General features: G+C 38.4%; 11 protein-coding genes. 3 read left to right on the top strand and 8 right to left on the bottom strand.

What is annotated here, in order from left to right:
* Nucleotides 1-2: 2 nt before the first annotated feature.
* The 3 genes from QNJ50_RS07090 to QNJ50_RS07080 all read left to right on the top strand — a co-directional run bounded on the left by QNJ50_RS07090 (nucleotide 3) and on the right by QNJ50_RS07080 (nucleotide 4293).
* Nucleotides 3-1055 carry a DMT family transporter gene (locus QNJ50_RS07090; RefSeq protein ID WP_300633572.1) on the top strand — a complete coding sequence of 351 codons (1053 nt, stop codon included), beginning with the start codon at nucleotides 3-5 and terminating at the stop codon, nucleotides 1053-1055.
* 1 nt (nucleotide 1056) lies between these two features.
* Nucleotides 1057-3351, top strand: a complete 2295-nt coding sequence (locus tag QNJ50_RS07085) for a glycosyltransferase (RefSeq protein ID WP_300633570.1) — start codon at nucleotides 1057-1059, stop codon at nucleotides 3349-3351.
* A gap of 570 nt (nucleotides 3352-3921) precedes the next feature.
* Complete coding sequence (locus QNJ50_RS07080) at nucleotides 3922-4293, top strand: hypothetical protein (protein WP_300633568.1); 372 nt, start codon at nucleotides 3922-3924, stop codon at nucleotides 4291-4293.
* Nucleotides 4294-4605: 312 nt separating this feature from the next.
* Here QNJ50_RS07080 and QNJ50_RS07075 read toward each other — a convergent pair whose 3' ends face one another.
* From QNJ50_RS07075 to QNJ50_RS07040, 8 genes are all read right to left on the bottom strand, one after another.
* Nucleotides 4606-5394, bottom strand: coding sequence for a class II aldolase/adducin family protein (locus QNJ50_RS07075; protein WP_300633566.1), 789 nt, complete (start codon nucleotides 5392-5394; stop codon nucleotides 4606-4608).
* Between the two features lie 300 nt (nucleotides 5395-5694).
* Nucleotides 5695-8376 (bottom strand): RNA helicase, encoded by a 2682-nt coding sequence (locus QNJ50_RS07070; RefSeq protein ID WP_300633564.1) that lies wholly within the window; start codon nucleotides 8374-8376, stop codon nucleotides 5695-5697.
* A gap of 435 nt (nucleotides 8377-8811) precedes the next feature.
* A complete protein-coding gene (gene proC, locus QNJ50_RS07065) occupies nucleotides 8812-9627 on the bottom strand; it encodes a pyrroline-5-carboxylate reductase (protein ID WP_300633562.1) in 816 nt (271 codons plus the stop codon).
* Between the two features lie 229 nt (nucleotides 9628-9856).
* Entirely contained in the window at nucleotides 9857-10468 is a 612-nt protein-coding gene (locus QNJ50_RS07060; RefSeq protein ID WP_300633560.1) for a cell division protein SepF, read from the bottom strand.
* Between the two features lie 469 nt (nucleotides 10469-10937).
* Entirely contained in the window at nucleotides 10938-11609 is a 672-nt protein-coding gene (locus QNJ50_RS07055; RefSeq protein WP_300633558.1) for a YggS family pyridoxal phosphate-dependent enzyme, read from the bottom strand.
* On the bottom strand, nucleotides 11606-11884 hold the full coding sequence (pipX, locus tag QNJ50_RS07050) for a transcriptional coactivator PipX (protein WP_300633556.1): 279 nt from the start codon (nucleotides 11882-11884) through the stop codon (nucleotides 11606-11608). Before pipX ends, QNJ50_RS07055 begins: the two co-directional genes overlap by 4 nt.
* Nucleotides 11885-12032: 148 nt before the next feature.
* Nucleotides 12033-12512 (bottom strand): holo-ACP synthase, encoded by a 480-nt coding sequence (acpS, locus tag QNJ50_RS07045; RefSeq protein WP_300633554.1) that lies wholly within the window; start codon nucleotides 12510-12512, stop codon nucleotides 12033-12035.
* Between the two features lie 46 nt (nucleotides 12513-12558).
* Entirely contained in the window at nucleotides 12559-14367 is a 1809-nt protein-coding gene (locus QNJ50_RS07040; protein WP_300633552.1) for a chorismate-binding protein, read from the bottom strand.
* Nucleotides 14368-14957: the final 590 nt, after the last annotated feature.

Genomic DNA, 14957 nt, shown 5'->3' with positions numbered 1-14957 from the left:
TCATGAGCAGAATAATTTCCCAAGTCTCGAATTTTATCGGTGGTACCCCAGGAAAAATTTATTTATGGATTGCAGTGTTAATATTTGGTGCTGCGAACGCAATTACTCGTCAATTAACTGAACTCGGAGCCCAAAATCTTGTTGATGGGAGAAATCCAATTTCTTCTTGTAATGTTTTATTTGCTGGTAATATTTGTGCTTTATTATTATTAATTCTTGTTTATCGACGACAACTAACTATTAGTAATTGTAAACAAGTTTCTGTTCAAAATTGGCTGAGCATGACTGTTGTTGCTATTTTATCCGGAGCCGTTGCACCAGGATTAATTTTTGAGGCTCTTTCTCGAACAATGGTGACAAATGTAGTGTTAATTGGGCGGATTGAAACACCCTTAGCATTAGTTTTATCTATTTTATTACTCAGAGCCAGAGTTGATATTTGGACAATTACTGGTGCAATTATTTCTCTATTTGGAGTATTTACCACAGTTTTTCTTCAAGGTATGTGGGAAAACATGATGAGTCCGGAGAATTTTATCTCTGTCGGTGTTGGAGAAATAATGACTGCTGTTGCTGCTTTTGCTCTAGCGATCTCCACAATTGTCAGTCAAGCAAAACTACAGCAAATACCTTTAGGAATTTTTAGTGTATTCCGAACTGCGATCGCAACAGTTGTCTTTTTTGTCACAGCAATATACTTCTTTAGCCCCCAGCATTTTATGGATATTTTTTCACCCTTCCTATGGCAATGGATGCTAATTTATGCTGCCGTAATTGTTGTTTTAGGACAACTTGCTTGGTTTAGTGGCTTGAAAAATTCTACACCATCTGATGTTTCTTTAGTTAGTTCTTTTACACCAGTAGCAGGTATATTAGCAGCTTATTTAATTTTAGGAGAAGCTCCAACCCTTGCCCAATATATTGGCGGAAGTATCGTTTTATTTGGAATATTTCTCAATCAAATCGGTATCCGACGCCAGTCTAGATTGCAAATCAAAAAAACTGAAGAAGTTCGATTAGAAATAATTGATAAACCTGGATTTAAAGGAATGTAAAATGAAACTCACACACGTCAATAAAAAGCGTAAAAACTATCTAGCTCATAAATATTATTTTAAACCTAGAAAGGCAACATTAGTTTTATTAGTCACTTTTATTTTATCTGCAGTTATTGTTTTTGCCTGGTTTAGCGGTGAAAATAGAATTAATGCCATTTTTGCTGAAATTAACTTTTTACAAGAAAATCCTCCTCTATGGTTGGAGGTACCAATGGTTGCAGGAAAATATTTATTGTTCCCAACTGTGGCTTTATTACTAATAGTTTTGGGAATTAAGAAGATTTATCCTCAACCACGTGTTTGGAATCGAAGACTAGTAATTGGAATTTTACTAGTTTTAGCAGCTCGTTATATTTTTTGGCGTTCCTTATCTACCCTTAATCTTGTAGACCCACTGAATGGTGTATTCAGCTTGGGATTATTTTTCTTGGAAATTTTAGTACTTACTAGTACGAGCATCCAGTTATTTTTAATGTTGAATAGCAAAGATCGGCGTCGAGAAGCAGATCTTAATTCAATTGCTGTTATTGAAGAAAAATTTATCCCATCAGTTGATATTTTTATTCCTACCTATAACGAACCAACATTTATTCTTCGACGTACCATAATTGGTTGTCAGTCTCTAGATTACCCAAATAAAACAATTTATCTCCTTGATGATACTCGACGTCCCCAAATGAAAGCTTTAGCTACAGAGTTAGGATGTGAGTACATTACCAGACCCGATAATAGTCATGCAAAAGCAGGTAATTTAAATCATGCACTGACAAAAACTGATGGTGAATTAATTGTTGTGTTTGATGCAGATTTTATCCCAACCACAAACTTTCTCCAGCGTACCGTTGGTTTTTTCCAAGATGAAAAAATCGCCTTAGTACAGACCCCTCAAAGTTTTTATAACGCTGACCCCATCGCTTATAACCTTGGTTTAGAAAATGTCGTGACCCCAGATGAAGAAATATTTTATCGTCAAATTCAACCAATTAAAGATGGAGCGGGTAGTGTAGTTTGTGCTGGAACTTCTTTTGTCATAAGACGCAGTGCATTGCAAGAAACTGGTGGTTTTGTTACTGAATCTTTGAGTGAAGATTATTTCACTGGAATTAATTTATCTGCGAGAGGTTACCGGTTAATTTATTTAAATGAAAAACTAAGTGCTGGTTTAGCTGCAGAAAATATAGCTGCTCATGCAACTCAGCGTATACGTTGGGCTAGAGGTACTCTCCAAGCATTTTTTATTAAATCTAATCCATTAACAATTCGTGGATTAAAACCAATACAAAGGATAGCTCATTTTGAAGGTTTGCTTAACTGGTTTGCTGTAATTTCTCGAATCGGATTTTTAATGATGCCGTTAGCTTACTCCTTTTTAGGTGTGATTCCAATTAAAGCAACCTTAGAAGAAATAGTATATTACTTTTTACCCTTTTATTTAGTACAATTAACAGCATTTTCTTGGTTAAATCATCGCTCGCGTTCTGCAATTCTTTCTGAAGTTTACAGTTTAGTACTGGTTTTTCCTTTAGCGCTAACGGTTATTCAGGTAATGCTTAACCCATTTTCTAAAGGGTTTAAAGTTACTCCCAAAGGAACAGCTAACAATCGCTACATTTTTAATTGGGGTCTAGCATTTCCCTTAATAACTTTGTTTATTGCTACGGCTATTAGTTTATGGCGAAATCTAGGAATGTGTTTGTCATTACTCTGGCAAAATAGTAATACACCAGAATTAATACAACATTTCAAAGGTTTGAATCTCGGTTGGATTTGGAGTGGATATAATCTTTTGCTGTTGAGTATTTCGTTACTAATCTTATGGGATGCTCCAAAACCAGATCTTTATGAATGGTTTGATCTACGCAGAGTAGTACGTTTAAGCTTCAAACATCAAAATCAGCAAAATCATCAAGCTCAAGATATTTGGGGAGTAACCACCATGATTTCTGAGGTGGGTGCAGAAATTGCTTTAACTCAAAAACCTTCCATAGATTTAGCCCAAGTGGAATTAATGAATCTAGAGATTGCTGAAGAAAATTTACAACTTGACTCCCAAATCATCCAAACCGGATCGAGAGATGAGTTTCCTACGGTAAGAGTTAAATTTCCCTTAGTTAGCGTTGAACAACACCGCAGTTTAGTAAAAATGTTATTCTGTCGTCCCGGTCAGTGGAAAGGTCGGTGTACCCCTGGTGAATGGGAATCTCTGTTGATATTGTTCAAAATTCTGATTAAACCGCGTATTTTATTCCAAAGAAGATTGGATGTGAGTGCGACAGTTGTCTCTAAAACTTAGTCCGATCTCATCACCTAAATTAGTGACTTCATGAAATTTAGATAAACACGATTAAACTTTTTGTGTAATCCAATCCTTACAGTAGTAACGATCGCAATTTTTTCCTAAGATATTAAGCAAAATAATCTAAGACCAAATATAAAGTTAAAATTCCAACCAAATAAATCTAAGAAAAACAAATCCAGAAAACAAATCCAGAAAACAAAGGTCCAAGCAAAATTGGGCAGTGAATTGCCTTGGATATTATCTAATCAAATATACATCCAACAATCTGTGCTCATCCATTCCCCAACGATCTATTTCTGGTAGACTTCTTGATGTGGATTATTCCCTTGGATAAAAAAGCAATTAATCATTTCTGTTTGTTTTGCTCAGGGGAACTTATTAACTTCAGATTAGTCAATATGTGACTAAAGTATATAAATTTTACTTGAAAGAGTAAAAATAGGTAATTATACCTCCTTTGAGTTTATTAAATAATCTAGTCAATATTCCGGATAAACTTTCACTTGACCAGTATATAGTTTATCGGATAGTCTTGGCGTTCAGCTATCTGTTATAAGAAAAGTAATGAACAAAAAATTTATACTTACTTTACTTTCCAGCCCGACCATCTTCGCTTCTTTTATTTCCTTAGTAGCACTAGTTAATCCCGTTTCGGCAGCTGAGACACAAGTTCAAACTCAAGGGGATAAAAGCTGTGTCATGAATCCCCATGGCGGGTATAAATTGATTTGTACTCGAGTTTCTCAAGTACCAAAAGTTAAGCGTCCCATCACTGTAGCAAAAGCCGACCCAGTAAAATCCGTAACTGATGATATTATAGAGATTAAATTCACGGATGAAGAAAGTGATAGCGCGATCGCATTATTTGGTTGTGACTGTCCTTCTTGTCTCAACGCTTTAAGAGCTATGCGCGGTCAAGAACCGGTTATATTCTAAAGTTTAAATTCTAGTATCTTTAATTATAGGATTTGATTTTCGTTGGTATTAAACCCAAGCGATAAAGTCTTTGGTAATAAAAATAGTGTCAAAAAGACACATAAAAAATTAGGTATTTTTAGCGTGCGTTATGACCGACGGTCTGACGCACTAATTTTTTTAATCAGTATGTTGTTTTTTCAAAGTTAATCAAGCACTTTAGATGTTTTAAGTGCAAAACAGACTAAGACAATAACTGTATTTACACGCGGCATTTATCATCCACAAGAGTTTTGCTAGCATGCATGACAATCACTTGAAACAAGAACAATGCTAATCAAGCACCTCTGGTTCTTGAGACACAATCATGTCATATAAGGATTGAAAGCTAAACCATCCGATGAAATGAGAGCCAACTTGGCTATGAGTCAAACGAGCTGTTTCTGCATCGATAACTATTGGTTTTCCTGAGGCTTCAGCCATGAGTTGGGTATGACAGGAACGATCCATTGTTATAAACCACCATGCAGCTTCGTCTACTGAATGACCAACAGTTAGTAAACCGTGATTGCGTAGTATTATTGCTTTTTTTTCTCCAAGGGTATTACCAATACGTTCGCCTTCCTCCGTTTTTAAGACCACTCCAGTGTAGTCATCAAACAAAGCATGGTCTTCATAAAAAGCGCAAGCATCTTGGGTTAAAGGGTCAAGCAAACGCCCAAGGGTTGACCAAGTTTTCCCATACAGCGAATGAGCGTGAGCAGCCGCATTAACATCTGGTCGAGCTTGGTGGATTTGGGAATGAATCACGAAAGCTGCTGTATTTACAGGTTTGTTTCCTTTTACAACCTCGCCCTTATGATTGACAAGTAGTAGATCTGAAGCTCGAATTTGACCAAAGTACATTCCCAGTGGGTTAACCCAAAAACAATCGGTATATTCAGGATCTCTAGCTGTAATGTGTCCAGCAATACCTTCATCAAAACCGTAATGAGCAAATAAGCGAAATGCAACTGCTAATCTTTGTTTGCGGTGAATGCGTTCGTCCTCTGTACTTTCAAACGTGGGTGTTTTTAGCGGTTCTAGATTGGGTGTTGATTTATCTTTTGTGCTGTATGACATTTTGAAAATTCCTGATTTTTTATATTTCTAATTCACGTAAACACGTGAATTAAATTGAATACTTATAATATAAAGGGTGTCGATAACCGGCATAAATCATTAAGTTATATGTGTAATTGCGATCGCGCTATTTATTTATAAATATCTTTACAAAATACTAAAAAATACCCCAAAAATACTTTCTCCTTCTAAGAACTATTTTCCAAGAAGGAGAATTTATATTATCAAGCCATAATCCACACAAAAATTTGACTAATTACCCATTAACCATTCCCGTGGGGTAATTATCTAAGTAGATAACTATTCCACAATTTCATTAACTGGGAATCTATCAATTAACTGCATTGCACGATAAGCGTTACTCCGCAACTTATCCGATATATGGGGTACATGGGGAATTTGTGACAACAAATCTAAAGACCGACGTAAAATCCTGACAATATCACCTTCATCCAAGCTCGTATTGTCACATAGTTCCGTCCACTCAATTCCCAAAGCCCACTGTTCAACAATGGAAATTAAGTTGATATAACGATTTTCTAAGCCAACTGGTAGCGCCACACCATGGCGATATTGCACTTTTAATACGGAGCGACGAATTTTTTGTAGTTGCGACCAAGCTTCATCAACCTCCTCTGAGATTTTGTAATTAACTGAACTGTCAGGACGAGGGTTTTCAGTCACTAGAGCCGCTGCGATCGCTGCTAAGTGTTGGGGATCGATGTCATCTAATTTGCCACTTTGGAGCGCCAAACCCAACCACAATTCATTCTCACCCCGAATAGCTGCAGCCATTTGTCCCAAATTGGTTGGGACTAAATTTTCTATACAGTTAAACTGTTGGAGAATTTCAATCAAGTTAACAAACTCTTCCCAATGATGTTGGGATTGTTGTTCTAACTGCGATCGCAATTCTTCAATTTCTTCTTTCAGTTCAACAGCACGGGCTCGTTGTTTATACAAGTTACCTGTATTCCCAGCTTGGTAAAGGGGATGAGCTTCGATCTGTTCTTTTACTTCTGCAAGACGAACCATTTGTTCCTTGACTTCTGGGGCTTGATGTAAAGCCGGATCGGGTTCGGGGATTTGACTGGCGACTTTAGCAGAGTCTTCATTACCGTCAATAGAACGCCCTGGTTCGGCTTGCATGTGGGCTGGTGGTAAAAAGTCCGGAGCTAAATCAATTCGTGGTAGCTCGCCATACAAATCCAACACATCAGCATTGGTCGCTACATACCAACGATTATCCTGTCCTAAACAAATCAGGTAAGGAGCGCGACCAGAACCAGGAGTTTTACCAACTAGGACTGCAGTTATCGGTCGAGATACGAGAATATACTTACCTTTGAGACTTAAAAGTGTGCCACTTACGGCAAAACCCAACATCATTTTTATTTCTTCTCGTCGGGTTTGCTGTGCTTGTTCTTGCAAAGTTTTTAGTAACTTTTGCTCGACTCGTAGCCGTTGACGTAATTTCTCATATTTTGCTAATTCCTCGTCCCCCACCATCGCAATTTGTTCTTGGATATGGGCTAATTGCCTTTCCATTTCAGCTATATATTCGTATTGGGGACGAAGATGCATGTTAGCAAAATATTGCCCAAAACTACGTTCTACCAGTTCCTTTGCTTCTCCTAAAGAATGGGTTTGTAACAGATTCAAAACCATTCCATAACTGGGCGTAAATTGACTAACCAGGGGATCTGACTTAGAAGTAGCTAAATAAGCGGCTTCTTTCGCACCTTCAAAAGGAGTTTGCAGAGTTACAACATGACCCCTTTCATCCATTCCCCGGCGACCGGCTCTACCAGCCATTTGCAGGAATTCAGAAGCATTTAACAATCTGTGTCCCGTATCGGTACGCTTAGACAAAGTAGAAATAACCGTTGTCCGCGCCGGCATATTGATTCCAGCTGCTAAAGTTTCAGTGGCAAAAACAACTTTAATTAAACCCTGTTGGAATAATTCTTCAACCAAAACTTTCCAAGCCGGTAAAATCCCAGCATGGTGAGCAGCAATTCCTCGGTACAAAGGAGCGATTTGTCCCGCACGTCCGGCTTCTGGATTACGGGTTAAAAAGTCATCAATTTGTCGGCGTAATATCTGAGACTCTTCAGCATCGACGAGCCACAGATCGCCAACTTCTGCTACAGCTTTATCACATCCCCGACGACTGAAAATAAAGTAAATTGCCGGGAGCATATCCCGCGCTTTGAGTTGACTTAGTACATAGCTGATGCTTGGGGCTTCGGGTCTACCGCCCCGACCTCGTTCACCCCGACCTCTTTTACCTCTTTTTGACAAGCGGGGATTAATTTTAGTTTTCGACTCGTTGAGTAAAGGAAAAACCCCTTTAACGTTGCCAAAATGAAATTCTAGCGGTACCGGTCGAAAATCAGAATATATTAAATCCGTTGGACCGTGAACTTGATTTAACCAGTGGGTCAGTTCGTCACTATTTGCAACCGTTGCTGAAAGTGCGACCAATTGAACGTTGCGGGGACAGTAAATAATTGATTCTTCCCATACGGTTCCCCGCTGTCGGTCATTCATATAATGGCACTCATCAAGTACCACAGCTTCTACATCCACCAAAGATATACCGACTTGACCAATTGGCGTCCCATAGAGCATATTACGGAAGATTTCTGTGGTCATAACCAAAATAGGTGCATCTCGATTGATAGAAGCATCCCCAGTTAACAAACCAACAGAATCAAAACCAAATTCTTCTCGAAAATCTCTTAACTTTTGATTTGATAGAGCTTTCAGAGGTGTAGTATAAAATACTCGCTTCGAATGTGCCAGAGCGCGGTAGATAGCATACTCACCCACAAGAGTTTTTCCAGAACCCGTAGGTGCACAGACAACCACCGAATGTCCAGCATTTAATGATGCGATCGCTTCCCTTTGAAATTCATCTAATTCAAAGGGAAATATCGAATTTAGGTCGATTTCACCAGACAGGGCAGGATAATTCACACAATTAAAATTTCAACCAGACTGTTTACTATATTAACCACCATGTTGTCAACAACTGTGATTACGGATAAAATCTTACCGTTCAAAAATGAAGAATGTAAGTATATCTCAATGCTTGTTGTGAAAATTATCAAATTTAAACCCTCAAATTTAAACCCTCAAACTTAAATCCTCGAACTTAAATCCAAGATTTTCACCATTAGACTCTCATGTAGAAACTCGCCCATCAAACTTTTCAGAAAGCTTTTCAGTGAAAATTTCTAACCAGAGACTCTCAAGCTTCTGCTCCATTACTTGCTTGACGACAAATTTGTCTTACTACAAATCTGCTATTTTACAAGTACCACGCGCAACCAGAAAAGATATTACTTAATATTTTTTGGAAAATATTTTTGCTCATTTTCCCATTCTCCATTCTTCATTTTTCATTACCTATTATCCATTTCCCAGTTCTCTAGATCGTTCCGTCGCTGATTTAACAGCTCCGATCGCAGCAGAACGAAAAGCAGCATTCTCTAAATGAGTTACACCAGCAATAGTCGTCCCACCGGGACTGGTAACCCTATCTTTTAGCTGTGCTGGATGAATTTTAGTTTCTGCTAATAATGTAGCGCTACCCAGAACTGTTTGCAAAGCAAGTTTGTAAGCGATTGCTCTTGGTAAACCAACCGCAACTCCTCCATCAGTCAGAGCTTCTACAAACAGAGCAACATAAGCTGGACCACTACCAGAAAGTCCAGTAACAGCATCCATCAAATTTTCAGGAACTTCTACAACTTCGCCCACGGCGTTTAAAAGTGTCTGTGCAACTTTAAGAGAGTTTGTATCGGCATAAGAACCGGGACAGATCGCTGTAATTCCTGCTCCCACTGTAGCTGGGGTGTTTGGCATTGCTCTTATCACGGGGCAACCAGGGAATGCTTGTTCCAACTGAGACAATCTTATACCCGCCATCACAGAAATAATAGTTGGAGAGCAGTTGGGACTTGCTAATTCCCACAACTCCTGAGATATGGCGCTGAATACTTGGGGCTTAACAGCCAACAAAACAACTTCTTTGGCTTTTTTTAATAATTCCTGATTATTATTACAAGTTATGACACCATATTGCTTTTCCAAATCTTGGCAACGCTTAAGCACTGGTTCGCTGACAATAATTTCCTCAGCTTGATAGATATTGCTTACAATAAGGCGGGATAATAGCGCTTCTCCCATTATCCCGCAACCGATTAAGCCAAATTTGACAGACAAGTCAATTTTCCTCAAGTTAATCTTGGATTTCAGATTTTAGATTCTAGACTAATTATGATATCTAATCCAAAATCTAAAATCTTAAATCTTCAATTTTTAGTCTCAAAAATTTTCATTAACAGCAATTTTCACTGGTAAATTTTGACAAATTCAAGTTTTGACAAATCCAAAGTTTTGACAAATCCAAATTTTGACAAATCCAAATCTGATACCTTAAAAATTTGAACTTCTATTGTGCCATTCGAGCAGCATCATTACCCCAAGCTTGATTTGTTGAAGGTGCTGGACGTGAAGGACGAGGTGGGTGCTGAGGTACTTCATGAAGTACTCCTGCTTGGGTACTTACTTGTACGCAACTAGGTGTAAATAAAAATATACTTTCTCCGATCCGTTCTTGGTGGCCATCTAATGCGTAGGTACCACCGGCAACAAAATCTACTGCTCGCTGCGCTTGGTCTGGATCCATTATAGTTAAATTTAATACAACTGACTTCCGCTCCCGCAAAGCTTGAATTGCTTGGGGCATCTCTTCAAAAGTCCGTGGTTCAATAACTAATACTTCAGAAATTCCGTTTAGTGCTCCTGGCATACCAATAACATTACTCATAGTTTTAGAAGCTGTTGCTGTTGCTACATCACTATTCATTGTAGGCACTGATTCACGCCAACGTCGATTTTGTGCTGGAGCTTCCTCTACTGTTGCAGGCTGGGGGTTTGGAGGATTTTGCTCTCGGTATATATTCTCGTAAGCACTTGGATCTATTTCTTCTTCTTCGTAGTAATAATCTACAGGCTCATTTAGACCTACAAAATCTCTCAGTCTGGTAAATATATTATTCATAGTTCCAACTCCAGGGTGCGAAATCTTTATCTACGTTCTATCTACTGATTACTAAGCAAAGATGATAGTTTCAAATTTTACTTAATCTATATAGTAGACAACTATGGCATTTTAGCGCCTTTTGTAACATAAATTACTTTTTATTGAGGTTCTTGACGTTTGTTAACGTTTTAACCTTATAGGCAGACGCAATAATTGAGACAAGATTATATACTAATTAGTGCTGTAAGAAAAGTTGCTTGTTCCCCTTATTTCAAAAGGATTAGTTTTTGTTATTTTCAAAACTTTTGTCATCTATTAAACCACGAGATTACAGCTTTTTACGAGTAAAATATTATCCTTTTGTCAGCTTACATGTGGTTTTTACCGAAAATATCTGTTGATATTTACGACTAAATGCGGGGCTCGCCTTTCCCTATGAATCAGCGATCCCCGCAAATATTCTTCCAAAATGTCCTCTCTTAAATGCTTACAGAGGGCGTTCTCCAAACAAAATCGTTCCAAGTCGAACCATTGTTGTATCAGCTTGTAATGCTATCTTATAGTCGCCAGACATTCCCATCGATAAATCTGACATCTTGAAATTTTGCCAGTTCCGATCTCGAATTTCTGTCGCTAACTCCTTGGTTCTTTTGAATACATCTAAAATCTCAAGATCGTTTAATCCCAGAGGCGGAATTGTCATTAAACCTTGAAATTGTAATCTTTTGCAAAGAGCAAGGGCGGGTAAATCACCTCTTAGTTCATCTATATTCCAGCCGGATTTATTCGGATCGGGAAGAATTTTAACTTGTAAACAAACTAAAGGATTTATTTCTAGTTCTGATGCTAGTCTATCTAGTCGTTGAGCAAGCTTTAAACTATCGAGAGAGTGAATCCACTGAAAATTAGAGATAATTTTTTTCGCCTTATTGCTTTGGACATGTCCGATAAAATGCCAAGTAATATCGGATAAATCTTCCAAGTCAGCTCTTTTCCCCATAGCTTCTTGAATGCGACTTTCTGCAAAATCCCTAATACCCGCCTCGTAAGCGAGACGGATTTTGTCGCTAGGAACTTTTTTGGTTACAGCAATTAACTTCACACCTTGAGGAAGTGTAGAGCGAATTATAGCTACTCGTTCGCTAATCGAACTGCTCATTGGAACGTACGTTGGAAAATACTGTGCAAGCTATCGTACTCTCGGGGGTGTCCTGCACGTCGCAGACTTCGTAATCTATTTTCCAATAACATTCTTGCTTCTGTACGACCTATGGGCTTAAATTTCAAGCCTTTAGTGTCGTTTGTTACTAGAAAAAAGAGTCTTTGAGCGTACAGTGTAGTAAATAGCTCTTGGTTATCATCTACCATACAGATCCTATAGAGCAAACCCCAAGTTGGATGATTTATGTATGTTTCTGAGTTTTCTGGGTTCATTTAATACAGAAGGTATGAGTAGATATTAAGATGCAAACAGTTAAATGCTTTCGATGCAGACAATAGCGGCTTCAATTTGCTAGAATATCTTTCCAAGCTTTGATAGTCCAGTGTTCGAAGACCACTAAATTTGGGAGGTTGAAAAACCTCAAAAGTAGACAAATATAGCAGTTGCAATAGCATAATTGCGATCGTGGCTTAAACTTAGTTGCCAGAAATTGGAGGAATCCATGGTTCTCAAAGAACTCGTTGGCGGCTTTTCCAAATCGAGAAAATCCAGCACAGAAAGATCATTCTTTGCTGATTTTTGTTCTCTCAGTGTTGCAGCAACTGCTGCTGCTCGATCGTGTAAAGTAACTGATGGCTTACCACTTTTAGCCCAGCCAATTTCCACATCGGTGTAGCTGACACCACGCCATCCGGTTCCCAGGGCTTTAACTACAGCTTCTTTAGCAGCCCAACGTCCTGCTAGCCTTTCAAAAGAGGGATTTGCAAGATTTTGGGAATAGTAACCGCAATGTTGCTGCTCAATGGGAGTATACACACGCTGTAAAAAGCGATCGCCGAAGCGCTCAACAGCCGCCTGAATACGTGGAATATAAACAATATCAGTTCCCAATCGAATCATTTTTTTCAATAAATAACCTAATGATGGATGCGCAATTCAAAATAGTTCACGATCCATCGTTGAGCAACTTAAGTGCTGCTAGCTGCGCTTGTGCTTTATGCAGAGATTCATCCCATTCCCTACGAGGATCACTGTCTGCCACAATTCCTGCTCCAACCTGTCCCCAAACAACGTTTATTTTTGAATGTAGGTGCTCAGAGGGTTGATGCTCGTAGACTCCCCATGGAGAACTTTCACAATAGTAGAATGTATTGACTGATGCATCAAGGGGATCTGAAGTCTTTAACTGGGAACTAGACACTGGGGGAGAGTTGAGCAACTTGTCTGATTTATGCTTTTTTTTTGTTTCCTTCTGCTGTAAATCTCTTACTTTATCGTAAGGGGCTAAGAGCAGAGTGCGGATCAAAATATTTAAATCTAAATAACCTCGTCGATCCAGATAACCGCAGGAACCATAGAATAAACTGCGTCGAACCGTTTCTAATTCTTCAATGATGGACATGCAGCGAACCTTTGGGCAACCGGTAATTGTACCACCAGGAAACATGGCACGAATCAAATCAACCGCGTTGCTTTCAGATTTTAAGCTACCTTTGATGTTGCTGACAAGATGCATTACGTGACTATAGCGTTCTATTTTTAAAAATTCATCGACTACTACACTCCCCCATTTACAAACTCGTCCAAGGTCGTTACGTTCCAGATCTACAAGCATGATGTGTTCTGCTATCTCTTTTGTGTTACTAACTAGATCCCGTGCTTGGATTCGATCTTTTTCGGGGGTTTCCCCGCGCGATCGCGTCCCAGCAATTGGTCTAGTTTCCGCTTCTCCTCTAGGAAATAGCTTGACTAACCTTTCCGGGGAACAGCTAGCAATTTCCCCCCAAGGTGTTCGCCAATAGCTAGCAAAAGGAGAAGGATTAATTTTCTGCAACGCAAGATAAATTTCCCAGCCAGATGCAGCAGTTAATGTTGCAAATCGCAGTGAAAGATTAGCTTGAAAGATATCACCAGCCCGAATATATTGTTGAGCTTGCTTGACAGCAGCTTCATATTCGGATTGGGAGCAGAAGAAATGTGGTAAGGGGGATTTGGGATTGGGGTATGGTGAATTGGGGTATGGTGACCTCTTAGCAAAGGTAGACAGGTAAGTATCTACTTCTTCATATGGGAATGGTGAAGAAAAAGAGCTATTCTTTTCCTTTTTCTTTTCTTCTGTCTTCCCTTCATCTCTTCCGTCCCCCGTGTAATTCTTAAGCTTTTTTTCCAATTTATCAAGCTTATCTATGCTGCTAGCTGCTAGCCACAGTTCTTGTTCTTGATGATCTAAAACAGCAAAACATTCAGGTTCGTACCAAAATGCAACAGGAAAAGGTAAAGAATCTGTTTTGGACATTGGTAGTTTCTCAATTTCCCAGGCTAAGTCATACCCGAGCCAACCAAGCCAACCACCAGTGAATGGTAAGTGGGAGGGGGGAGACAAACAAGAAGAATTAGCAGAATTATGAGGTTCGGTTTCTGTCTGTCGTAATAGATTTTCTAAGAAGGGCAAAATCTCCCCTAATTCTGGAGTCCAAACTTGCATATGCCCATCAATTATCCGCGGAATACCCGCACATATCGAATACCGTGCAAGTTGAGGATTTTCGCTTGGGGTAGGATAAGGACTCTCCAAAAGAGTTGCGATACAGGAGTTTAGATTAGAGTGTGGGTTTGAATTTGGAGCTAAGTTTAAATTTGAGTCTGACTTTAAATCTGAATGTGAATTTGAGGCGGGAAAAAACAAACTCGCAAAAATATAACTACCAGTGCGATTTTCAAGCGGAAGCGATCGCCAATACCAAAGCTTTGTCATTTTATTTTTCGTACAACTAATTATCCCAGATTGGGTATATAAACAAATATTACTTTTCTCAGTTTTTCGTTAGCAAAAAGTAAAAATCTTTTTTGCGCTAACAAAGTGGGAAAGGTTTAATTTGGCTTGTGTATAGTTGGCGTTCAATCGCCCGATATAGAACATGTTCCAATTCATATAACTTAGAACACAGTAATTTTTATTAAGACTTAAGAATAAAAATTTACTTATAAAATTAGTAAGTTTTGGTACAATGTGAAGCTTTTATTGTTTTGATTAAATATGTTTCAGTTTTAGTAACAGTAATAAATTTTCATAACTGCCAATAGTACAACTAAAGAAAATCATATTATGGGCTTTGTTTATTTATATTTATTGCCAATACTTAACATAATAAAACATAATTTAAATTTTATATAATAAAATATACTCTATTTTTTTATTAGCATTTTCTCGCAATATTTACGACCTTAAGGAAGCTTAAGCAAGAGTATAAATTGCTAACACATATTTTCTGGTATTAGTAGAAATGATTTACTAAACCAAGATTAAATTTACCCCTAAAATTAGTTAAAACAACAGAAAATGGT

Source organism: Mastigocoleus sp. MO_188.B34 (assembly GCF_030065675.1).
GTDB lineage: Bacteria > Cyanobacteriota > Cyanobacteriia > Cyanobacteriales > Nostocaceae > Mastigocoleus.
Note: the sequence above shows the minus strand (reverse complement) of the source record. Positions and strands in the feature narration are given on the sequence as shown.

Bases quoted from the DNA above. Each gene is read 5' to 3' on its own strand.
- pipX (WP_300633556.1), bottom strand. From the start codon at position 11,884: ATGAACCCAGAAAACTCAGAAACATACATAAATCATCCAACTTGGGGT.
- QNJ50_RS07055 (WP_300633558.1), bottom strand. From the start codon at position 11,609: ATGAGCAGTTCGATTAGCGAACGAGTAGCTATAATTCGCTCTACACTT.
- QNJ50_RS07040 (WP_300633552.1), bottom strand. From the start codon at position 14,367: ATGACAAAGCTTTGGTATTGGCGATCGCTTCCGCTTGAAAATCGCACT.
- QNJ50_RS07080 (WP_300633568.1), top strand. From the start codon at position 3,922: ATGAACAAAAAATTTATACTTACTTTACTTTCCAGCCCGACCATCTTC.
- QNJ50_RS07090 (WP_300633572.1), top strand. From the start codon at position 3: ATGAGCAGAATAATTTCCCAAGTCTCGAATTTTATCGGTGGTACCCCA.
- acpS (WP_300633554.1), bottom strand. From the start codon at position 12,512: ATGATTCGATTGGGAACTGATATTGTTTATATTCCACGTATTCAGGCG.
- QNJ50_RS07075 (WP_300633566.1), bottom strand. From the start codon at position 5,394: ATGTCATACAGCACAAAAGATAAATCAACACCCAATCTAGAACCGCTA.
- QNJ50_RS07085 (WP_300633570.1), top strand. From the start codon at position 1,057: ATGAAACTCACACACGTCAATAAAAAGCGTAAAAACTATCTAGCTCAT.
- QNJ50_RS07060 (WP_300633560.1), bottom strand. From the start codon at position 10,468: ATGAATAATATATTTACCAGACTGAGAGATTTTGTAGGTCTAAATGAG.